The sequence below is a fragment of the Streptomyces sp. NPDC002623 genome (assembly GCF_053592635.1).
In genome coordinates this window covers 458,223-476,276 of record NZ_JBSFWB010000004.1, presented here as the reverse complement: position 1 = coordinate 476,276, position 18,054 = coordinate 458,223, and the positions used below count along the sequence as shown (strand labels likewise).

The window sequence follows — 18,054 nt, the reverse complement described above, 5'->3', positions numbered from 1 at the left end:
CGTTACCAGGCCCGGCCTCCGTCCATCACACCACGGAGGAACCCATGAGCGACCATCCCGCCCCTCTCCGCATTGGCTCCTTCTGCTCCGGCTACCGCGGCCTCGACGCTGCCGTCGAGGAAGCCTTCGGCGCCACCACCGCATGGGTGTCCGACGTCGACCCCGGAGCCAACGCGGTCCTCGCGCACCGCTGGCCCACCACACCGAACATCGGCGACCTCACCACCGCCGACTACACCCAGGTCGAACCCGTCGACATCGTCTGCGGCGGCTACCCCTGCCAGCCCTTCAGCCTCGCCGGCAAACGGAAAGGAACCCAGGATGAGCGTCACATCTGGCCGTACATCGCGGACGCCCTTCGCGTTCTGCGACCCCGAATCGCGATCTTTGAGAACGTCGCAGGGCACCTTCGACTTGGGTTTGCCGACGTCCTCGCCGACCTTGCCCGCCTCGGGTTCGATGCGGAGTGGTGCCTTGTTCGCGCATCGGAGGTCGGCGCTCCCCACCGGCGGGAGCGGCTCTTCATCCTCGCTGTTGCTGCCGACGCCGACGGCGACGCCCTACGGCAACAACCATTCCCCGAGCCCGGGTGCCGCGGTGCGGCCGTCGCTGGACTCGTTGGTTCCGGCGCTGCTGCCGACTCCAACGGTGCAGAACTCGGCCGGCAACAAGAGGAACAATCGGAGGGAGTTACTGCTCCCGGGAATCGTCGCGCTCCTGCCGACACCGAGGGCCTCGGACACAGGCACACCGGGGCGCCGGGCGAGCGAGGGATGGCGGCCACCGCTGTCACAGGTCGTCCTGCCGCTCATGCCGACGCCGACAGCATCGGACGGCGAGCGGACGAGCCCGACCTACTACCGCGGCAACCCGACGCTGCATGGGGCCGTTTCCTGCCCGCCATCCAGCGGTGGGAAGCCGTCACCGGACGATGTGCCCCCCGGGCAACTGACGATCGCCATCGACTGAGCCCCGCGTTCGTCGAATGGATGATGGGCCTCCCCTCCGGCCACGTCACCGCCGTCCCCGAGCTGACTCGCACTCAACAGCTCAAAGCACTCGGCAACGGCGTCGTACCCCAGCAGGCCGCCGCGGCGCTCCGTCTCCTTCGCGCCCGCGCTTGCACTGCCTGACACAGCCGACCGCCCCGCAGCCAAGTTGTGGGGCGGCCTCCCACCCATCACACCGGAGGAATCAATGGACCTTCGAAACCTTCTACGCCCCCGCCCACCGGTCCCAGCCCCGGCCGTCGCCCCGATTCCGGATCCGACCCCGCCCGCCAAGCCGGTGCCTGTGCCTGTGTCGGCGCCGCCCGCCAGCCAGGCCGCGGCAGCTGCCCCTCGCGACACCTCCGACGGGCTGGTCATGCACGGCGAGCCGATCGACATCGGCTGGGTCCACGGAGACCTCGACGCCCGGCTGCGCCTGTCCGTCCGCCCCGACATGGACCTGGCTGAGCGCGACCAGCTGCTCGCCGACCTGCGAGACGCCCTCGCGTCTATCGTCCCCGTCCGCCGCCCGGGCCAGGGGGTGTGACCACATGACCGACTCCCTCACCGATCAGCAGCTCGAGGAGATCGAGGCACACCGCATGACCACCGACCTCCGAGCCCTCAAGCTCGCCCAGCACCGCCAGCGCATCGCCCACGAAGGCATCAGCTACCTCCCCGCCTGGAACGACCTCACCGACGTAGAGCGCGAGCAGTCCACCCGCGAAGCCGCCACCTGGCTTCGCGCTGCTGTCGAAGCCGGAATCGCCCCGGCCGCCGAGCGGCCCACGCCGGAGCACAACGCCGTCTGGATCGACGACGAAGGCTTCCTCTACGGCGAGTACCAGACCAGCCCCCCATCCCACGGCGACGCCATCCTCCGCCTCGTCTGGGCCTCCGAGCAGTGCACCTCCAAGCGCGAGATGGAGGAGCACGGCATCGAGTTCCGCCTCATCGGCTGGAGCGCCTGACCGCACATCGGCCGCCCCGCAGTCGAGTTGCGGGGCGGCCTCCCACCCATCACACCACGGAGAAACACATGCCCGAGACCCGCCTCACCTGCCTCTCCACTGAAGACGCCGCTGCCGTCATCGAGGAGGCCACCCGGCCCGGAGACACCGTCCACACCGTTCACCAGGACGGCACCGACGTCGTCATCGGCTATTTCGACAAGCGCTGGCCGCTCGACGTCGCGGACTGGGCCGGCGAGCACGGCCACGCCTCCGACTCGGCTGCTGCACGCGTGATCGCCGGGCTGTGATGGCCGCCCACCCGCGCTGCGACAGCGGCCACTTCCTCCCCGCCACCGCCCAGCCCGGCCCCTGCCGCTGCACCCGCCGCCGCACCCGGGCCCACGACCACGCCGACCTCTGGGGCCAAGGCCTCACCCTCCGCCAGAAGTACACGATGACCACCGTCGAACTCGCCGGGAGCTACCTGTGACCCGCACCGACCGCGCCCTGTCCTGGGCCTACCTGCTCGCCTCGTTCCTCACCCTGCACTGCGCCGTCGTCAGCGCCCGCCACGGAGCTCCCTGGTACACGGCCGGCCTGACAGCCGCCACCCTGCTGCTCATCGGCGCCACGGTCCGCGAGCACCAGGCCGCCGACGAACGCCGCGCCACCGCCGTGAAGACCGAGCGTGCTGCTCGGCTCCGAGCCCTCGATGAGCAGCGCGCCATACGGCGGACCGCGGACACCCTCGGCCACTCGTGCTGCGAGCGCTGGTGGACGTCCTGCGGCACCCAGCACGCCAGCACCTGCAACAGCCAGCGGAGGACCGTATGACCGCGCCCCGGCACACCGCCGACAGCATCACCGACGATGCCCTGGACGAGCTGTACGCCAACGCCTCCAAGGGCTGGCGCCGCGGCGACGACTGGAAGGCGCGGGCCGTGGCCGCCGAGGCCGCCGTCGCCCGGCTCACCGCATGGTGCGACGAGCTCGACGCCACTGCCCGCAGCATCGGCATCGGCAAGGACGAGAACAGCGGCATCGTGCACCCGGTCGCCGCCAACATCCGCGCGAAGCTCGCCGAGCCGAAGGAACAGAGCACCACGTGACCACCTGCACCCTGTGCGAGGACGAGACGGGCAAGGCGTACCTGTGCGAGCGCGACACCCACGCGCTCGCCGGGCGCCTCGCCCGGCTCCCCGACCTCGTCGCCGAACTCGGACACCACCTCGTGCCGCGGGTGTCCGGACTCGCCGAGCACATCGCGTCCGGCCCCGCCGGCCCCCGCTCTCCGCTGAACGAAGACGTCCTCGACCTGATGATGAGCGGCCACTTCGCCGCCGTCGTGCGCCTGTGGCGGATCGACGTGCAGCTGGAACGCTGGCCGCAGCACAGCCCGCCGCCGCCGGCCGGGGTGGCAGCTGACTGCCGGTGGCTCGGCATGGAGCTGGAGTGGATCGCCGCCCGCTATCCGGCCGCCGGAGAATTCGCCCGCGAGGTCCGGTCGATGGAGGGCACCATCCTGTCCATCGTCGGCGCGCCGCCCCCGCGCCCGCAGCGCATCGGCCTGTGCGTCGCCGTCACCGACGATCAGGGCACCGTGTGCGGGGCCGTCCTCACTCGTCTGCCTGGGCAGCCTGTGCGGTGCCGGTGGTGCCGGACGGAGTACCGCACCGAGACCGACCTGCTGCTGCTTAGGCACCACCAGCCGAAGGCGACGGCATGACACGTATCGCATGGGGGGTTGCGTATAACCCCCCATGCGATATCCTGTGAGGGATGGAAGCGATCCCCTGGAGGGAACGCCTCGGTCAGGAAGACGCGCTGCTGGAACAGCTCGCCGACCAGACCGAAGCAGCCCTCAGACGACGCGCGCAGGCCCTGAAAGACGGGTCGGCCGAGCTCGGCAGCGTCTACGCCGTAGCCCAGGACATCGGGCTCAGCTGGACGGCCGTAGCGAAGGCGATCAAGAAGTACACAACCGCATAGAACGAGGGCCGGACGGCAGCTCTCCCGGTGCTGGAACACCAGGAGGCGCGCGCGCCATCCGACCCTCCACCGAACTACCTGATACGACCAGGAGTCGGCATGACCGATCATGTCGCGGGCCCGAACACGCCCGCAAGTTCCACGTCCCTCGCCAAGCTGCACAGTGCGGCCTGGCGTGACTACCACAGCCCGGCCGGCCGCCTGGCCCGCGCGAACTTCGCTCGCCGCTACCCGGCCTCCCTTGACTCGCAGCCTGAGCCGAGCGAGCTCGACGTCGCCATCAGCGTCGCCCAGCAGCTCATCGACAGCGACAGCCTCATCTCCGTGCGCGAGGCCATCCGGCTCCTGCTCCGCGCCCTCGGCGCCGAGCAGCCCTCGCAGCCCAGCCGCGACGAGAACCGCGCGAAGGGTGAGCGCCGATGACGAACAAGCCCAGCGCCAACGAGACCGCCGCCCTGCTCGCGCTCCTGGCCGCCGTCCAGGACGCGCTCACCCTGCCGTACGACACCCCCGACTACGAGCAGCGGTTGTCGTCCCGTGCCAGGCCCGTGCGCGTAGTCCTGGCCGAGGCCCAGTCCCCCACCGGTGCCACCGCCCTGTTCAATACCGCGTACCTGCGCACGCAGATCGCGGAGGAGGAAGCCCAGGCCGCCGAGCGGGAGAAGAACCGGTGCCGCCGCTGCCTCACCCCCTTCGACCCCACCGACACCGCGTTCGATGGCCGCGCCCGCTACAAGGACTCGACGTGGTGTCGGTGGTGCACCGACAAGTGCCACGACGGCGGCGCCGAACACGTCTGCCAGATCTGCGACCCGGCCCGATACGGGGGTGGCCAGTGAAGACGCTCGACGCCTCTCGCGCCCTGGCCATCGCTGCTGGGCTGGTCATCGTCGCGCTGACCGCAGCCGCGTTCTGGCTCTCCTACGCGCACCTCGCCGAGGTCGCCCTCGCCCACGGCATGCGCGGCAAAGAAGTCCGGGCGTGGGCCTGGCCCGCGACCCTGGACCTGTTCATCGTCGCGGGCGAGCTGCTCATGCTGCGGGCCGCCCTCGCCGGCCGCGTCGACGGGTGGGCGATCGGGCTCACAGTCGTCGGCTCGGGCTCCTCGATCGCCCTGAACGTGGCCGGGGTCGGCTCGTCCGCCAAGGTCCTCGACTACGTGGTCGCCGCCGTGCCGCCCACCGCCGCCCTGCTCGCGTTCGGGGCGCTCATGCGGCAGGTCCACCAGGCCCTCACCGGACGCGACGAGCCCGTGTCTCGAATCGCAGACACCGCCCCGGAGGTGACCACCACCGTGGTCCCGGAGCGCGTCGCCGATGACCAGCCGCGCGCTCTCCCGGAGCCGCCCAAGGTGGTACCCGCCGGGGCGCAGATGCTGCCGATCGTGGCACGGCCGGAGCCGGAGCCGACGTTCGTCTTCGTCCACTCCCGGCAGCAGTACATGCCGTCCGGCAGCACCAACGGATACATCGACTGGCCGGTGCCCGAAGACCCGGAGTGGGCAACCGGCCCGGACGGGAACTGGTCACCCGACCCCGACCACGAGGGGTACGGAGACGGCTCCGAACAGGCCGACGAGACGACCAGCCCGGTGACCACTTCGGTGGGTGCCGAGGCCCCCCGGCAGGTGGTCACCGAGGTCATCACGCTCACCCCGTCCGAGCTGCGGCGACGGGCCGCCAAGCTCAACCGCGAGCTGGTCACCTCGACGGGCAGGCCGGTGACCATCGACCAACTCCGCGAGGAGTTCAGTCTGTCCCGCCGAGACGCGGCAGAGCTGCGCCGCCAGGTGGTCACCGTGGCCCTCGTCCCCGGGGAGGCCCGGCCGTGAAACCGCTCCTGTTCGGTGCCGTCCTGGCCCTGCTGTGGCTGCTGCTCGGCCTACCGCTCACGGCCCTCGGCTCGGTGCTGCAGCCGGTCACCGTCGCGTCCGCCGCCGGTGTCTTCGCCCGCCCGCACCTGGCCGGCCGGAGGTGGTCGCGGTGACCGAGACAGACCCGCTCGCCAAGGCCGAGGCCGCCGTCGTGGAGGCCGCCGAGAACACGGACATCGTCCGCATCGTGGCCGCCGTCCTCGCCGCCCAGCAGATCACCCAGCAGCAGACCCAGCCCACCGCGCCTGCCCCGGCCCGCCCGGAGTTCGACGCCCGCAAGTGGCTCGTCCTCGGCGGCCTCGGCATCGCGGGCGGCCTGGTCGCCTCGCTCTTCGCCGTAGCCGTCGCGATCGGAGCCGTGTCCGTCGCGATCCTCGCCCTCGTCCTCCGCGGCCTGTGGGCCGACTTCCAGAAGGGCCGCTGACCATGGCCGACGACCTCAACTTCAGCGACTTCACCCGCGGCGAGCAGATCCGCATCGTCGCCCTCGGCGCCCGCCTGGCCAAACGCGGCCTCGCCGACGACGGCACCGGCAACGTCTACACCGCCGACCTGAAAGCGCGCATCGAACGCATCGAGGAAGCGGCCCTGCGCCGCAAGCAGAAGAAGTAGCCACGCCCCGGGGACGGCCCAAACCGCCAAGTCAACGGCCGTCCCCGGGTCCCGGACCGCCCAACAGAACGACCGGAGAGACCAGGATGACGGACACCCTCGCCCCGCCCATCACCGACCACCCGGCCGCGCCCGCCGCCGAGGCCGTCCCGCCGGCCGATCCCGCCGCCCCGGCCCCGCCCGTCCCCGTCGACAACCCCAAGCTCCCCGACCCCGGGGTGACCACCGAGAAGCGGCGCCCGATCGTCGCCCCCTGGCTGCGCTCCCGCCGTGACCTCCTCGCCACCGTCGAACGCGCCGCAGGCCACGCCGGATACGCCACCGCCTACCACGGACTTCGAGCCCCCTGGTACGGCGTCCAGCTCGCCCTCATGGCCCCGCGCGGCACCGCCCGCCTGCTCACCTCCACGAACCGCTGGGTGTGGGACCGCGAAGCCGCCCCCCTGCGGGACTACGCCGTCCGCACCGAGGACGTCGAGGAGTACATGCGCCTGGCCCGCCTCCGCGGCAACCGCGTCCGCCTGCGCGGCCTCGTCACCGTCGTGGCCTGCGTGTTCGGCCTCAGCTTCGCCCTCTGGCTCTACGTCATGGCCCCCGCCTTCCTCTGGCCGTTCGCAGCCGGCGGCGTGCTCACCCTCGGCTACTTCGGCCAGCAGCCCGACGCCCCCGTCATCGGCCCGGCCGTGATGCGCACCGAACTGCAGAAGCTCACCGGCACCATCGTGCTGCGCGCCCTCGACGCCATCGGCAACCCGCGCGTCTCCGCCGCCATCAAGAAGGGCGGCGACATGAACGGCATGCGCTTCACCAGCGAGATCACCCGCGACGGGCCCGGCTACCGCGCCGACCTCGACCTGCCCTACGGCGTCGTGCCCGAGGACGTCATGGAGCAGCGCCAGGCCCTCGCTTCCGGGCTGCGCCGCAAGCTCGGCTGCGTCTGGCCGTCCGGCGACCCCGACGAGCACGAGGGCCGGCTGATCCTCTGGGTCGGCGACAAGCCCATGAACGAGACCACCAAGCCGCCGTGGCCGCTGCTCAAGGAAGGTGAGGTCGACCTGTTCAAGCCCGTCGTCTTCGCCAACGACCAGCGCATGCGCGACCTTCGTGTCACCCTCATGTTCGCCTCCATCGTCATCGGCTCCATCCCCCGCATGGGCAAGACGTTCCTGCTCAGGCTGCTCCTGCTCATCGCCGCCCTCGACCCGCGCGCCGCCCTCTACGCCTTCGACTTCAAGGGCACCGGCGACCTCGGCCCCCTCGAACCGGTCTGCCACCGCTACCGGTCCGGCGAGGACGACGACGACCTCCTGTACGTCCTGCACGCCATGCGCGAGCTGAAGGAGGAGCTGCGCCGCCGCGCGAAGGTGATCCGCAACCTGCCCAAGTCCCGCTGCCCTGAATCGAAGGTCACTCCGGCCCTGGCCAGCGACAAGAGCCTCGGACTGCACCCGATCGTCGTCAGCTTCGACGAGTGCCAGGTCCCGTTCGAGCACGAGAAGTACGGCGCCGAGCTGGAATCCATCTGCACGGACGTCGCCAAGCGCGGCCCGGCCCTCGGCATCGTCGGCATGTTCGCCACCCAGCGCCCCGACGCCAAGAGCCTCCCGCCCGGCATCTCAGCGAACGCCGTCCTCAGGTTCTGCCTGAAGGTCATGGGCCACACCGCCAACGACATGGTCCTCGGCACCGGCGCCTACAAGTCCGGCATCCGCGCCACCATGTTCTCCCGCTCGGACCGCGGGATCTGCTGGATGTCCGGCGAGGGCGACGACCCCCTGATCGCGGCGTCCGCGTTCGTCGACGGCCCCGGCGCCGAGGCCGTCGTCGCCCGCGCCCGGCAGCTGCGCGAGGACTACGGCAACGTCACCGGCCACGCCCTCGGCGAAGGCCCGTCCACCTCCCGCGGCATGGATGTCCTCGGCGACGTCCTGAGGGTGTTCCGCGCCGACGACGAGCAGCTGTGGTGCGAGCGGATCGCCGCCCGCCTCGCCGAGGCCTGGCCCGACGTCTACGGCGAGTGGACCACCGCGTCCGTCGCCCCGAGCCTGAAGCCCTGGGGGATCGCCACAGCGGACGTGTGGGCCACCGGGGAGGACGGCAAGGGCACCACGAAGCGCGGCATCAAGCGGGCCGACGTGGCCGCCGCGCGCGCCCGCCGGGACGCCGGCCGGGCCGCCGCCTGACCCACCAGAACGGCCGCTAGGCCTAGCACCTGCTCCTGCTAGGCCTAGCACCTCCGCTAGCACCAAAACGGGCCCCTGACCTGCCATCTAGCGTCTAGCAGCAGGGGCCCGGGAAACGGGAAACACCGCCCCAGGAAGGGATCCAGACACCCATGCTGATCGCTAGCGCCGCGCTCGTCGCGGCCCTCGGCTACTACGCCGTGCTCTGCGCCGTGAAGCCGTTCGCGCCCTGCCGCCGGTGCCGCGGCGCGGGCCAGATCGAGCGGTTCGGAAAGCCACGGACGTGCCCGCGCTGCCGCGGCAAGAGGCTCCGGCTGCGCGCCGGCCGACGTGCTCATAACGCCTGGCGACGCACCCACGAAGCAGGCGCTCGCTGACGCATCATGGAGGCATGGAGTCACAGATCATCCGCCCTGGCTACCTCACCGCCCACCAGACCGCCCGCGTCCTCGGCATCACCCTCGGCGGCGTCCGGCTGCTCGTCCACCGCGGCCAACTCGCCCGCGTCGGCGGAACCCCGCGCCAGCCCTGGTACGCCGCCAGCGACGTCGCCGCCCTCGCTGCGAAGCGCTTGGCTGTCAAGGTCGCTTGACCTGCAGGCCAGCCCGGTGTAACGATCTGCGTGTAGAGCCATGCCCGGATGCCCGGGCCCCACAGACGCACACGAGCCCCCCGGTGACCTGAACCCCGGGGGGCTTCGTCGTGCCTGGGCGACGGCGCGGAGGACGGGAGCCTGGCCGCGCCGTCGCCCATCCCACCCGACAGCAGGAGGGACCCACAATGCCCGACTTCGCCGTCCTCACCACAGAGCCCGAGAGCGTCTTCTACCCCGAGTACCACTGGCCGAAGGTGTACCGGTATCCGGCCGCCCCCGGCGGCACCCGTGCGATGTGGAACCGGTACGCGAACAGCGACACCCGAGCCACGATCGGCCTGGCCGTGGTCGTAGGCAGGTACGCCTACTGCCTCAAGTGGGCCCACGCACGGGCCCGCCGCGCGTAGGGCCCACCCATGCCCACCAGAAGCCCGGCCCCCCGCACCGCGGCCGAGGCGGCCCACCTGCTCGCCCGCGACGGCCACCACGTCCACCTCGTCTCGGACGGACACAGCACCTGCCTCAAGGGCTGCTGCGATCCAGCCCCCATCGAGCTGCCCGCCGCCACCCGCGAGCGCGCCCGCCTCGTCCGGCTGTCGCTCGCCATCGGCATCCGCCGACTCTGACGACGTCACAAGACGGACACACCGCCACCGACCGGGCCAACGGCAGCGCATGATGCCCCCTCAGCCACACGGACCCAGGGGGGACCATGCGCATCCGCACAGCCGCTGCCGCCGCCATCGCCGCCATCGCTCTCACAGCCTGCAGCGCCAGCGAAGACGTCACCGGCAATGACACTGCGACGGCCAAGGCCACGCCCACCGCATCGGGGATCACGGACGAGCAGAAAGCCGCGGCCCGAGAGGCGGCCGGCCTCCCGCCCACCCCGCAACCGGCGGAATGGGCCGCCTACATCAAAGCCCTCGACGCCATCGACGCGGACATCGTCCACGGCAAGGAAGACAAGGCGATCAGCCGCGGCATCGACAGCTGCAGCGGCATCAAGCGCTACCCCGACGACAAGGCGCTGCAGGTGAAGACGACCGGCTCGCGCTTCACCTCGCCGGACCATCCCGAGGGCCGCGACACCGCCACCGCGACCAAGATCCTCAACGTGGCCCACAAGTACATCTGCCCCGACTTCTGAGCTACCCCTTAGGCACCTCGGTGCCCTGCCACCCGCGGCCCCGTACCCACCAGGTACGGGGCCGCGCTCATGCCCGCGGAGGAGGCCATGGCGCGCAAGGCGCTGCAGGTCTGCCCCACGCCCGGATGCCCGACGCTCACCCCAGGCGGGAAGTGCGATCCCTGCGCAGCCAAGGCCAGGGCAGCCAGGCCATCACCCAACGCACGCGGATACAACGCGGACTGGCGCAAGGCCAGCGCCGAGTACCTGCGTGACCATCCCTGGTGCGAGTGCCACGCCTGCTCAGCCCTCCCCATGCTGCAGCGCGACCTTGCGACCGAGGTCGACCACATCGACGGCCTCGGCCCGCGCGGCCCGCGCGGCTTCGACCCGTCCAACTGGCAGGCCATGAGCAAGCGGCACCACTCCCGCAAAACCGCGGCAGAAACCTGGGGATTTTGAAATCACTTTCGGTCACCGACCCAGGGGGGTGACCCCTGGCCGGCCGGGGGTGGAGCAGCGCGGGGGAGGGCGCTCGAAGGTCCGACGGGTTCATAGGGTCCCCGCTGTCACGCAATGTGACGGCATGGTGCTGCGCAATGCAGCGCGTTGAAGGAGTGATCGACATGCCCCGTGGTGGAGCTCGCGCAGTCTCCGGACCGGCGCCGGATCCCCGGTCGCTGCGCAGCAGCAGGACCGCGGACAAGGGCGGCTGGAGAACTCTGCCGGCCGAGGGCCGCGGCGCGCCGGCGCCCGAGTGGCCGCTGACGACGCCCGCTGACCGTGAGCTGGATCTGTGGGACGAGCTGTGGTCGAAGCCGCAGGCCGTGGCGTGGGAGGACATGGGCCAGGAGCTGGAGGTCGCGCTGTTCGTGCGGACGCTGGCCGAGGCCGAGCGCGTCGACGGCCGGGTGGACGTGAAGAAGATGGTGCGCGGCTACCTCGACTCGCTCGGGCTGAGCGTGACGGGCATGAACCGCAACCGGTGGAAGGTCGCCCCGGCCGTCGAGGAGCCGGCCGAGACCGCTCCGGCGGCCGCGCCCGCGCGGCGCCCCTCGGCGCGGGACAGGCTGAAGGTCGTACCCAGTGGCGAAGGGGCCTGACGCCGGGCCCGAGTTCGTCGTCGACTTCCCCACCCTGTGGATCGTGCCCGACTGGATCGAAGCGCACTGCCCCGTCCCGGACGGGTTCCGGGCGGGCGAGGACCTCGAGCTGTACCCGTGGCAGCTGTGGTGCACGGCCAACCACTACCGCGTGCGCCCGGGCGCGAGCGTGGGGCAGCTGGCGCCCGCGTTCCACTACCGGCGCTCGCAGGTGGTGGCTCCGCAGAAGACCGGCAAGGGCCCGTGGTCGGCGACCATCGTCCTGGCCGAAGCCGCGGGCCCGGTCGTCTTCGACGGGTGGGCCCGCGGCGACGAGCGCTACCGCTGCTCGGATCACGGCTGCGGCTGCGGATGGTGGTACGACTACCAGCCGGGCGACCCGATGGGGACGCCGTGGCCGACGCCGCTGATCCAGCTGACGGCGACGTCCGAGGACCAGGTCGCGAACGTGTACCGGCCGCTGCAGGCGATGGTCAAGCGGGGCCCGCTCGCAGAGATGATGTCGGTCGGCGAGGAGTTCACCCGCGTCGGCGACGACGGCCGCATCGACACCGTCACGTCGTCCGCCATGAGCCGGCTGGGCAACCCGATCATCTTCGCGATGCAGGACGAGACCGGCCTGTACACGACGGCGAACAAGCTGCGCCGGGTCGCCGAGACCCAGCGCCGCGGCACGGCCGGCATGGGCGGCCGCTCGATGGAGACGACGAACGCGTGGGACCCGTCGGAGAACTCGGTCGCGCAGACGACCGCCGAGGCCAAGGCGAAGGACGTCTTCAAGTACCACCCGGAAGCGCCGAAGTCCCTGTCGTACAGCAACAAGCGGGACCGTCGGAAGATCCACGCGGTGGTGTACGCGGGCTCGTCGCACGTCGACCTGGACGCGATCGAGGCCGAGACCGCCGAGATCATGGAGAAGGATCCGGCGCAGGGCGAGAGGTTCTTCGGCAACCGGTGCGTCGCCGGTTCGGCTTCGTGGCTGGACGGGGCGAAGTGGGCGGCGAAGGCGAAGCCTCGGCGAGTCCGTCCGATGACACGGATCGTGCTCGGCTTCGACGGATCTGACAGCGACGACTGGACGGCGATCCGCGCCGAGACGATGGACGGTTACCAGTTCACCCCGCTCTACGGGCCGAACGACGAGCCGACTATCTGGAACCCGGCCGACACCGGCGGCCAGGTCCCGCGCGCTGAGGTGCGCGCCGCGATGGAGCAGGTGTTTCGCCGGTACGACGTGGTGCGCCTCTACGCGGATCCGCCCTACTGGGAGACCGAGATCGACGACTGGGTGGACGACTTCGGCGAGGAGCGGGTCATCCGGTGGCACACCCGGCGCATCGTCCAGATGCACGCCGCGTGTGAGCGGCTGAAGACCGACGTCGTCAAGCGGGACAGCACGTTCCGGCACGACGGCTGCGAGATCACGCAGAAGCACATCGAGCACACCCGTGCAGCAGCGCGGCCGATGGACCGGTACGTGCTGCGCAAGGCGAGCCCCACCCAGAAGATCGACGCCACGATCCCGAGCATCCTCGCCCACGAGGCGCTCGGCGACGTCATCGCCGCGGGCCTGGCCGAGCGCGAAGTGTCCTACTACTACGGAAGCTGAGGAGGGCCCGATGGCTACGGAGGCGCAGGCTCTCCAACTGGTCGCGCTGCTGGAGAACGAACTGATCCGGCGGCGCGGCGACATCGACCGGCACAACGCCTACTACCGCGGCAAGCATCCGCTGCGGTTCGCCTCGACGGAGTTCGCGAAATTCCACGGCGACCGCTACCGCGAGTTCTCCGACAACTGGGTGCAGGTCGTGGCCGACAGCCCGGTGGAGCGGCTGACGGTGACGGGGTTCCTGGCCGACGGCGAGACCAGCGCGGACAAGGACCTGTGGCGGGTGTGGCAGGTCAACGGCCTGGACGCCGACAGCCAGCTGGGGTTTCTCGGCGCGGTCACCGGCGCCAGGTGTTTCGTGCTGGTGTGGGGCGACCCCGACGACCCGGACATGCCGTGCGTGACGTTCGAGGACGCCTCGCAGTGCATCGTCGCCTACGAGCCGGGCTCGCGCCGGCTGCGGCGGGCCGCGCTGAAGCGGTGGCAGGACGGCAACCAGGACTACGCCACCCTGTACCTGAAGACTGAGGTGTGGAAGTTCTGCCGGCCGCTGCAGCAGCAGGACAAGTCCCCGCAGATGGCGGACGTCGACGAGGAGCTGAAGAGGTGGACGCCGCGGGAGACGGGCGACGAGCCCAACCCGCAGCCCAACCCCATGGGCGTGGTGCCGATGGTGGAGCTCCCGAACAAGCCGATGCTGGTGGAGGACCCCATCAGCGACGTCGCCGGTGTGGTGGCGATGCAGGACGCGATCAACCTGCTGTGGGCGCAGATGTTCACCGCCTCCGACTACGCCTCGTTCCCGCAGCGGGTCGTCCTCGGCGCCGAGCGGCCGATGCTCCCGAAGCTGAACTCGGCCGGCGAGGTCGTCGGCAAACAGCCCGTGGACCTGGACAAGTTCCAGATCGACCGCGTCGCGTGGATCACCGGCAAGGACGCGCGGATCGCCGAGTGGCAGGCGGCGAACCTGGCCGCGTACACCGGCATGATCGAGGTCGCAGTAGGACACCTGGCCGCGCAGACCCGCACCCCGCAGCACTACCTCATCGGGAAGATGGCGAACCTGGCCGAGGGCGCGCTGCTCGCCGCCGAGACCGGCCTGGTCAAACGCTGCGACGAGAAGACCCTCTGGTACGGGCAGGGCCTGCGGGAGACGGCGCGGCTGATCGCGCTGGCCAAGGGCGACGACCGCAAGGCGGAGGCGCTGCGTTCCGGGCGGGTGCTGTGGGCGGAGACCGAGTCCCGCTCGCACGCGCAGCTCGCGGACGCGCTGCTGAAGCTGAAGCAGCTGGGCTTCCCCTTCGAGTGGCTGGCCCTGCGGTACGGCCTCACCCCGACGGAGGTATCGGAGGTGGTCGCCCTGCGGGAGCGGGAGATGGAGATGGACCCCGTCTCGGAGATCACCCGGCAACTCACGCAGACCGCGGCCCCCGCGCCGCAACCTGTCACGGAGCCGGACGACGGCGATGAAGATGAGGAGGCCGCGGCGTGAGCCCGTCTCCGATGGCCGTCGCGCACGCCACGGCCCGGCTGCGTCTGGCCCTGGCCGCCGCACGGGCCGCACGTCTGGCATGGCGGAAGGTCGACCGGGACGCGCCGGGCCCATCGTGGCTCGCCGCCCTCGGCCCGGTCATCGCCGCGGTCGCCGGTGCGCAGCTCGCCGCCGCGCAGAGTACGGAGCCGTGGCTTGAGCAGCTGCTCGGCCTGGACGACGGGCAGGCGGAGTCGGACCGGCTCAACCCGGCGTCGCTGTCCGGGGTGACCGGTGACGGGACCCCGCTCGTCCAGGCGTTGCAGGTTCCGGTGTGGACGGCGCTGCGGCTGGTCACCCGGGGCGTGCCCGTGGTGCAGGCGATGGCGCGCGGGCAGTTGCTCCTTGACCTGATGGTGCGTACCGCGGTGGCGGACGCGGGCCGGGCCGCGGACTCGGTGGGCATGACGGCCCGCCCTGCCGTGACGTCGTATGTGCGGGTCGTCGAGGGCGGGGCCTGCTCGAGGTGCGTGGTCCTCGCGGGCCGCGAGTACGGCGTGAGCGCTGCGTTCGCGCGGCATCCGCGCTGTCACTGCGGGATGGAGCCCGTCACCCGCGAGCACCGTCCGAAGCCGTCGAGCCCGCAGCAGTTGTACGACGCCATGTCCGAGCCGGAGCGGAAGCGGACGTTCGGGGAGGCGGCCGTCAAGGCGATCGACGACGGCGCCGACCTGGCGCAGGTCGTCAACGCCCGGCGCGGCATGGCCTCGGCCACCGTCGAGGGGCGCCGCCTGGCCACCACGACCGAGGGCAGCGTGCGCGGTGAGTTCCGCCGGCGGGAGTTCCGCCGCTTGCAGGGCGAGGGCGCCATCCCCCGCAGCCAGTCCATCCGCGGGTTCCGCCCCGAGCGGGCCCGCCTCATGCCGGAAGAGATCTTCCGCATCGCCGACGACCGGGCGCACGCCATGCGGCTGCTGCGCCTGCACGGCTACCTGTACTGACCGCGCGCAACGCCCGGTCTCACCCCCGCAATGGGAGCACACCGATGGATCTCTTCACGCTGCCCCGCCATGCCCGCCGCCACGCGGCCGGCTGGTCCCGCCCCTACCCGACCGGCCCGTGGTCGCCGGTGTTCTACGCCGGCGGCGACGACCAGGACGACGACAGCGCCGACGACGACCAGGACGACGACGGAGACGACTCCGACGACGACCAGGACGACGGCGGATCGGACGACGACCAAGGCGACAGAGCCGACGCCAGCGACGGCGACGACGACGACCAGGACGACGCCGACGCGCTCGGCGACAAGGGCAAGCGGGCGCTCGCCTCCATGAAGGGCAAGTGGAAGAGCGAGCGCGACAAGCGCAAGCAGCTCGAAGAGCAGCTCGCGCAGAAGGACGGCGCGGACGAGGCCGAGACTGTGCGCCGCAAGGCGGAGCAGGACGCCCTCGCCAAGGCGAACACCCGCATCCTGCGGGCTGAGGTGAAGGCCGCCGCCGCGGGCAAGCTCGCGGACCCGGCCGACGCCTTCAAGTTCCTCGACCTCGACCAGTTCGAGGTCGACGACGACGGCAACGTCGACAGCGACGAGGTCGCCGACGCGATCGACGAGCTGGTCAAGTCCAAGCCCTACCTGGCAGCCGCAACGGCGAAGAGGTTCCAGGGCACCGGCGACGGCGGAGCGGCGCGCAAGGCGTCCCGGCCGAAGCAGCTCACCCAGCAGGACCTCAAGACCATGACCCCCGAGGCGATCGAAAAGGCCCGCATCGACGGGCGGCTCGACGACCTCATGGCGGGCAAGTAGCCAGGAGGCAGACCCATGACCGTGCGGAACTTCGTTCCCGAAATCTGGAGCTCGCGACTGCTCGTCGCGACCCGCAAGGCCCTCGTCTACGCGGCGCCGAACGTGGTGAACCGTGACTACGAGGGCGAGATCAGCGAGGCGGGCGACACCGTCCGCATCACCTCGGTGTCCCGGCCGGCGATCGGCACCTACGTGCCCGGCACGACGACCATCACCCCGGAGAAGCTGACCACCGGCCAGCGCACCCTGGTCGTCGACCAGTCGAAGTACTGGGCGTTCTCCATCGACGACGTCGACAAGCGGCAGGCCAAGTCCAACCTGATCCCGCAGGCCATGTCCGAGGCCGCGTTCGGCCTGGCCGACACCATCGACCAGTACGTGGCCGCCCTGTACACGCAGATCGCATCGGCGAACTTCCTCAACCTGGTCGGCTCGCCGATCGACACGTACACCACGCCGACCGACGCCTACGACAAGGTGCTCGTCCCGCTGCGCACCAAGCTCACCAAGGCGAACGTGCCCAGCGCGGGCCGGTACGTGATCGTCCCGCCGGAGTTCTACGCGTCGCTGCTGCTCGACTCCCGCTTCATCAAGTCCGACGAGGCCGGCACCGACGCGGGTCTGCGCAACGGGCTCGTCGGGCGCGCGGCGAACTTCGACATCTACGAGTCGAACAACTGCCCCGTCCCGACCGGCGACACCACAGTCGTCCAGGCCGGCGTGGGCGCGGCCATCACGTTCGCGGAGCAGATCAACAAGACCGAGGCGTACCGCCCCGAGTCGTCCTTCAGCGACGCCGTCAAGGGCCTGGCCCTGTACGGCGCGAAGGTGATCCGCCCGGACCACCTGACCGCCGCGTTCATCAACCCCGCCGCCTGATCGGAGAGCTGAACCATGGCACGCACCGCTGTCGCGTACAGCAACCTCGCCCCCAACAGCAGCCTGGCCGACCCGGCCGGTACCGCGGTCACCTCCGGCGCCGGCAACGGCGGCCAGGTCGCCAACGCCTTCCCGGAACTGACCGTGCTGCGGGTGTCGAACGCCTCCGGCGGATCCGGTACCGCGACCGTGCTGGCGGGCTCCCTGCCGCTGGCCATCGCCGCCGGCCAGGGAAACCTGGCGGTCACCGTCGCCAACGGCGCCACCCAGTGGATCGGCCCCGTGGAATCGGGCCGGTTCGTCCAGAACGACGGATCGCTGATCGTCGAGACCTCGGTCGCGATGACCGTCACCGCCTTCAAGGTCCCGAGGAACACCTGACATGGCCGAGACCATTCACGTCCGGGGCGAGGGCGGCGCCATCTTCGCGATGGACCTGCCCCTGCCCGAGAGCATCCAGGAGCGCCTCGACCGCGGGGCGATCCAGCGCGTCAACGAGGACGGCTCTCCGTACTACGCCGCACCCGCACCCGCGCCGAAGGCGGCCGCCGCGAAGAGCAGCGCGCTGACCGACGGCCTGGTCCCGCGCCCAGGCGCACGGGCGGGCAAGGACGACTGGGTCCTGTGGGCCATGGCCGTGCACGCCATCCCCGAGACGGACGCCGAGGCGATGACCAAGGCGCAGCTTCAGGAACTGCCCGAGCAGCCCGCCCCCGCCGCGCGCCCGGGCGACGGGCGCCCGGACGAGGCAGCCGACAAGGCCGCGTGGATCGACTACACGGTGCGGTCGGGCCGCATGTCCCGCGAGGACGCCGAGGCGTACACCAAGGACGACCTGATCGCCCTGTTCGCCTGAGGCGAG

Annotated in this window: 29 protein-coding genes; all 29 read left to right on the top strand. The window is 71.2% G+C overall.

All coding sequences use genetic code 11. The features are described 5' to 3' along the window. Positions 1 to 44: 44 nt before the first annotated feature. The 29 genes from ACWD4O_RS10340 (at position 45) to ACWD4O_RS10200 (ending at position 18,048) form a co-directional block, all read left to right on the top strand. Positions 45 to 1,133: a DNA cytosine methyltransferase gene (locus ACWD4O_RS10340; RefSeq protein ID WP_451279277.1), complete on the top strand. Its 1,089-nt coding sequence runs from the start codon at positions 45 to 47 to the stop codon at positions 1,131 to 1,133. A gap of 166 nt (positions 1,134 to 1,299) precedes the next feature. Beyond that, the gene (locus ACWD4O_RS10335; RefSeq protein ID WP_451279275.1) at positions 1,300 to 1,536 is read left to right on the top strand and encodes a hypothetical protein; all 237 of its coding nucleotides are present in this window, start codon (positions 1,300 to 1,302) and stop codon (positions 1,534 to 1,536) included. 4 nt (positions 1,537 to 1,540) lie between these two features. Then, on the top strand, positions 1,541 to 1,960 hold the full coding sequence (locus ACWD4O_RS10330; RefSeq protein ID WP_451279273.1) for a hypothetical protein: 420 nt from the start codon (positions 1,541 to 1,543) through the stop codon (positions 1,958 to 1,960). 68 nt (positions 1,961 to 2,028) lie between these two features. After that, the gene (locus ACWD4O_RS10325; protein WP_451279271.1) at positions 2,029 to 2,250 is read left to right on the top strand and encodes a hypothetical protein; all 222 of its coding nucleotides are present in this window, start codon (positions 2,029 to 2,031) and stop codon (positions 2,248 to 2,250) included. Continuing rightward, entirely contained in the window at positions 2,250 to 2,432 is a 183-nt protein-coding gene (locus ACWD4O_RS10320) for a hypothetical protein (protein ID WP_451279269.1), read from the top strand. Before ACWD4O_RS10325 ends, ACWD4O_RS10320 begins: the two co-directional genes overlap by 1 nt. Then, on the top strand, positions 2,429 to 2,776 hold the full coding sequence (locus tag ACWD4O_RS10315) for a hypothetical protein (RefSeq protein WP_451279267.1): 348 nt from the start codon (positions 2,429 to 2,431) through the stop codon (positions 2,774 to 2,776). The genes ACWD4O_RS10320 and ACWD4O_RS10315 overlap by 4 nt, the downstream gene beginning before the upstream one ends. Continuing rightward, on the top strand, positions 2,773 to 3,051 hold the full coding sequence (locus ACWD4O_RS10310) for a hypothetical protein (protein WP_451279265.1): 279 nt from the start codon (positions 2,773 to 2,775) through the stop codon (positions 3,049 to 3,051). Before ACWD4O_RS10315 ends, ACWD4O_RS10310 begins: the two co-directional genes overlap by 4 nt. Beyond that, the gene (locus tag ACWD4O_RS10305; protein WP_451279263.1) at positions 3,048 to 3,668 is read left to right on the top strand and encodes a hypothetical protein; all 621 of its coding nucleotides are present in this window, start codon (positions 3,048 to 3,050) and stop codon (positions 3,666 to 3,668) included. The genes ACWD4O_RS10310 and ACWD4O_RS10305 overlap by 4 nt, the downstream gene beginning before the upstream one ends. 53 nt (positions 3,669 to 3,721) lie before the next feature. Beyond that, positions 3,722 to 3,931 (top strand): hypothetical protein, encoded by a 210-nt coding sequence (locus ACWD4O_RS10300; protein ID WP_451279261.1) that lies wholly within the window; start codon positions 3,722 to 3,724, stop codon positions 3,929 to 3,931. Positions 3,932 to 4,030: 99 nt separating this feature from the next. Further along, entirely contained in the window at positions 4,031 to 4,354 is a 324-nt protein-coding gene (locus ACWD4O_RS10295) for a hypothetical protein (RefSeq protein WP_451279259.1), read from the top strand. Next, on the top strand, positions 4,351 to 4,770 hold the full coding sequence (locus ACWD4O_RS10290; protein ID WP_451279257.1) for a hypothetical protein: 420 nt from the start codon (positions 4,351 to 4,353) through the stop codon (positions 4,768 to 4,770). The genes ACWD4O_RS10295 and ACWD4O_RS10290 overlap by 4 nt, the downstream gene beginning before the upstream one ends. Then, positions 4,767 to 5,762: a DUF2637 domain-containing protein gene (locus ACWD4O_RS10285; RefSeq protein ID WP_451279255.1), complete on the top strand. Its 996-nt coding sequence runs from the start codon at positions 4,767 to 4,769 to the stop codon at positions 5,760 to 5,762. The genes ACWD4O_RS10290 and ACWD4O_RS10285 overlap by 4 nt, the downstream gene beginning before the upstream one ends. Next, positions 5,759 to 5,917 carry a hypothetical protein gene (locus ACWD4O_RS10280; protein ID WP_451279253.1) on the top strand — a complete coding sequence of 53 codons (159 nt, stop codon included), beginning with the start codon at positions 5,759 to 5,761 and terminating at the stop codon, positions 5,915 to 5,917. Before ACWD4O_RS10285 ends, ACWD4O_RS10280 begins: the two co-directional genes overlap by 4 nt. Next, positions 5,914 to 6,228: a hypothetical protein gene (locus ACWD4O_RS10275; protein WP_451279251.1), complete on the top strand. Its 315-nt coding sequence runs from the start codon at positions 5,914 to 5,916 to the stop codon at positions 6,226 to 6,228. Before ACWD4O_RS10280 ends, ACWD4O_RS10275 begins: the two co-directional genes overlap by 4 nt. A gap of 2 nt (positions 6,229 to 6,230) precedes the next feature. Then, positions 6,231 to 6,416 carry a DUF6257 family protein gene (locus ACWD4O_RS10270; RefSeq protein ID WP_451279249.1) on the top strand — a complete coding sequence of 62 codons (186 nt, stop codon included), beginning with the start codon at positions 6,231 to 6,233 and terminating at the stop codon, positions 6,414 to 6,416. Between the two features lie 86 nt (positions 6,417 to 6,502). After that, entirely contained in the window at positions 6,503 to 8,599 is a 2,097-nt protein-coding gene (locus ACWD4O_RS10265; RefSeq protein WP_451279247.1) for a cell division protein FtsK, read from the top strand. A 391-nt stretch (positions 8,600 to 8,990) separates the two neighbouring features. Then, a complete protein-coding gene (locus tag ACWD4O_RS10260; protein ID WP_451279245.1) occupies positions 8,991 to 9,191 on the top strand; it encodes a hypothetical protein in 201 nt (66 codons plus the stop codon). Positions 9,192 to 9,379: 188 nt separating this feature from the next. Continuing rightward, a complete protein-coding gene (locus tag ACWD4O_RS10255; RefSeq protein WP_451279243.1) occupies positions 9,380 to 9,601 on the top strand; it encodes a hypothetical protein in 222 nt (73 codons plus the stop codon). A 9-nt stretch (positions 9,602 to 9,610) separates the two neighbouring features. Further along, a complete protein-coding gene (locus ACWD4O_RS10250) occupies positions 9,611 to 9,820 on the top strand; it encodes a hypothetical protein (protein ID WP_451279241.1) in 210 nt (69 codons plus the stop codon). A gap of 86 nt (positions 9,821 to 9,906) precedes the next feature. Further along, positions 9,907 to 10,344, top strand: coding sequence for a hypothetical protein (locus tag ACWD4O_RS10245; RefSeq protein WP_451279239.1), 438 nt, complete (start codon positions 9,907 to 9,909; stop codon positions 10,342 to 10,344). A gap of 87 nt (positions 10,345 to 10,431) precedes the next feature. After that, a complete protein-coding gene (locus ACWD4O_RS10240) occupies positions 10,432 to 10,785 on the top strand; it encodes a hypothetical protein (protein WP_451279237.1) in 354 nt (117 codons plus the stop codon). Positions 10,786 to 10,949: 164 nt separating this feature from the next. Next, positions 10,950 to 11,426: a hypothetical protein gene (locus ACWD4O_RS10235; protein WP_451279235.1), complete on the top strand. Its 477-nt coding sequence runs from the start codon at positions 10,950 to 10,952 to the stop codon at positions 11,424 to 11,426. Continuing rightward, complete coding sequence (locus ACWD4O_RS10230; protein WP_451279233.1) at positions 11,410 to 13,035, top strand: hypothetical protein; 1,626 nt, start codon at positions 11,410 to 11,412, stop codon at positions 13,033 to 13,035. The genes ACWD4O_RS10235 and ACWD4O_RS10230 overlap by 17 nt, the downstream gene beginning before the upstream one ends. Positions 13,036 to 13,045: 10 nt before the next feature. Then, positions 13,046 to 14,527 (top strand): phage portal protein, encoded by a 1,482-nt coding sequence (locus ACWD4O_RS10225; RefSeq protein WP_451279231.1) that lies wholly within the window; start codon positions 13,046 to 13,048, stop codon positions 14,525 to 14,527. Further along, positions 14,524 to 15,507, top strand: a complete 984-nt coding sequence (locus tag ACWD4O_RS10220; protein ID WP_451279229.1) for a VG15 protein — start codon at positions 14,524 to 14,526, stop codon at positions 15,505 to 15,507. The genes ACWD4O_RS10225 and ACWD4O_RS10220 overlap by 4 nt, the downstream gene beginning before the upstream one ends. Positions 15,508 to 15,551: 44 nt before the next feature. Then, positions 15,552 to 16,313, top strand: coding sequence for a hypothetical protein (locus ACWD4O_RS10215; RefSeq protein ID WP_451279227.1), 762 nt, complete (start codon positions 15,552 to 15,554; stop codon positions 16,311 to 16,313). 15 nt (positions 16,314 to 16,328) lie between these two features. Then, positions 16,329 to 17,192: a phage major capsid protein gene (locus ACWD4O_RS10210; protein ID WP_358809292.1), complete on the top strand. Its 864-nt coding sequence runs from the start codon at positions 16,329 to 16,331 to the stop codon at positions 17,190 to 17,192. A 15-nt stretch (positions 17,193 to 17,207) separates the two neighbouring features. Further along, a complete protein-coding gene (locus ACWD4O_RS10205; RefSeq protein ID WP_358809291.1) occupies positions 17,208 to 17,573 on the top strand; it encodes a hypothetical protein in 366 nt (121 codons plus the stop codon). Position 17,574: 1 nt separating this feature from the next. After that, positions 17,575 to 18,048, top strand: coding sequence for a hypothetical protein (locus ACWD4O_RS10200; RefSeq protein ID WP_451279224.1), 474 nt, complete (start codon positions 17,575 to 17,577; stop codon positions 18,046 to 18,048). Positions 18,049 to 18,054 lie beyond the last annotated feature (6 nt).

What these genes read in the sequence shown, in the direction of transcription:
- ACWD4O_RS10225 (WP_451279231.1), top strand. Translation starts at nt 13,046, where the DNA reads ATGGCTACGGAGGCGCAGGCTCTCCAACTGGTCGCGCTGCTGGAGAAC.
- ACWD4O_RS10340 (WP_451279277.1), top strand. Translation starts at nt 45, where the DNA reads ATGAGCGACCATCCCGCCCCTCTCCGCATTGGCTCCTTCTGCTCCGGC.
- ACWD4O_RS10325 (WP_451279271.1), top strand. Translation starts at nt 2,029, where the DNA reads ATGCCCGAGACCCGCCTCACCTGCCTCTCCACTGAAGACGCCGCTGCC.
- ACWD4O_RS10235 (WP_451279235.1), top strand. Translation starts at nt 10,950, where the DNA reads ATGCCCCGTGGTGGAGCTCGCGCAGTCTCCGGACCGGCGCCGGATCCC.
- ACWD4O_RS10200 (WP_451279224.1), top strand. Translation starts at nt 17,575, where the DNA reads ATGGCCGAGACCATTCACGTCCGGGGCGAGGGCGGCGCCATCTTCGCG.
- ACWD4O_RS10245 (WP_451279239.1), top strand. Translation starts at nt 9,907, where the DNA reads ATGCGCATCCGCACAGCCGCTGCCGCCGCCATCGCCGCCATCGCTCTC.
- ACWD4O_RS10310 (WP_451279265.1), top strand. Translation starts at nt 2,773, where the DNA reads ATGACCGCGCCCCGGCACACCGCCGACAGCATCACCGACGATGCCCTG.
- ACWD4O_RS10210 (WP_358809292.1), top strand. Translation starts at nt 16,329, where the DNA reads ATGACCGTGCGGAACTTCGTTCCCGAAATCTGGAGCTCGCGACTGCTC.
- ACWD4O_RS10250 (WP_451279241.1), top strand. Translation starts at nt 9,611, where the DNA reads ATGCCCACCAGAAGCCCGGCCCCCCGCACCGCGGCCGAGGCGGCCCAC.
- ACWD4O_RS10260 (WP_451279245.1), top strand. Translation starts at nt 8,991, where the DNA reads ATGGAGTCACAGATCATCCGCCCTGGCTACCTCACCGCCCACCAGACC.
- ACWD4O_RS10255 (WP_451279243.1), top strand. Translation starts at nt 9,380, where the DNA reads ATGCCCGACTTCGCCGTCCTCACCACAGAGCCCGAGAGCGTCTTCTAC.
- ACWD4O_RS10290 (WP_451279257.1), top strand. Translation starts at nt 4,351, where the DNA reads ATGACGAACAAGCCCAGCGCCAACGAGACCGCCGCCCTGCTCGCGCTC.
- ACWD4O_RS10330 (WP_451279273.1), top strand. Translation starts at nt 1,541, where the DNA reads ATGACCGACTCCCTCACCGATCAGCAGCTCGAGGAGATCGAGGCACAC.
- ACWD4O_RS10295 (WP_451279259.1), top strand. Translation starts at nt 4,031, where the DNA reads ATGACCGATCATGTCGCGGGCCCGAACACGCCCGCAAGTTCCACGTCC.
- ACWD4O_RS10240 (WP_451279237.1), top strand. Translation starts at nt 10,432, where the DNA reads ATGGCGCGCAAGGCGCTGCAGGTCTGCCCCACGCCCGGATGCCCGACG.
- ACWD4O_RS10320 (WP_451279269.1), top strand. Translation starts at nt 2,250, where the DNA reads ATGGCCGCCCACCCGCGCTGCGACAGCGGCCACTTCCTCCCCGCCACC.
- ACWD4O_RS10215 (WP_451279227.1), top strand. Translation starts at nt 15,552, where the DNA reads ATGGATCTCTTCACGCTGCCCCGCCATGCCCGCCGCCACGCGGCCGGC.
- ACWD4O_RS10205 (WP_358809291.1), top strand. Translation starts at nt 17,208, where the DNA reads ATGGCACGCACCGCTGTCGCGTACAGCAACCTCGCCCCCAACAGCAGC.
- ACWD4O_RS10265 (WP_451279247.1), top strand. Translation starts at nt 6,503, where the DNA reads ATGACGGACACCCTCGCCCCGCCCATCACCGACCACCCGGCCGCGCCC.
- ACWD4O_RS10270 (WP_451279249.1), top strand. Translation starts at nt 6,231, where the DNA reads ATGGCCGACGACCTCAACTTCAGCGACTTCACCCGCGGCGAGCAGATC.
- ACWD4O_RS10300 (WP_451279261.1), top strand. Translation starts at nt 3,722, where the DNA reads ATGGAAGCGATCCCCTGGAGGGAACGCCTCGGTCAGGAAGACGCGCTG.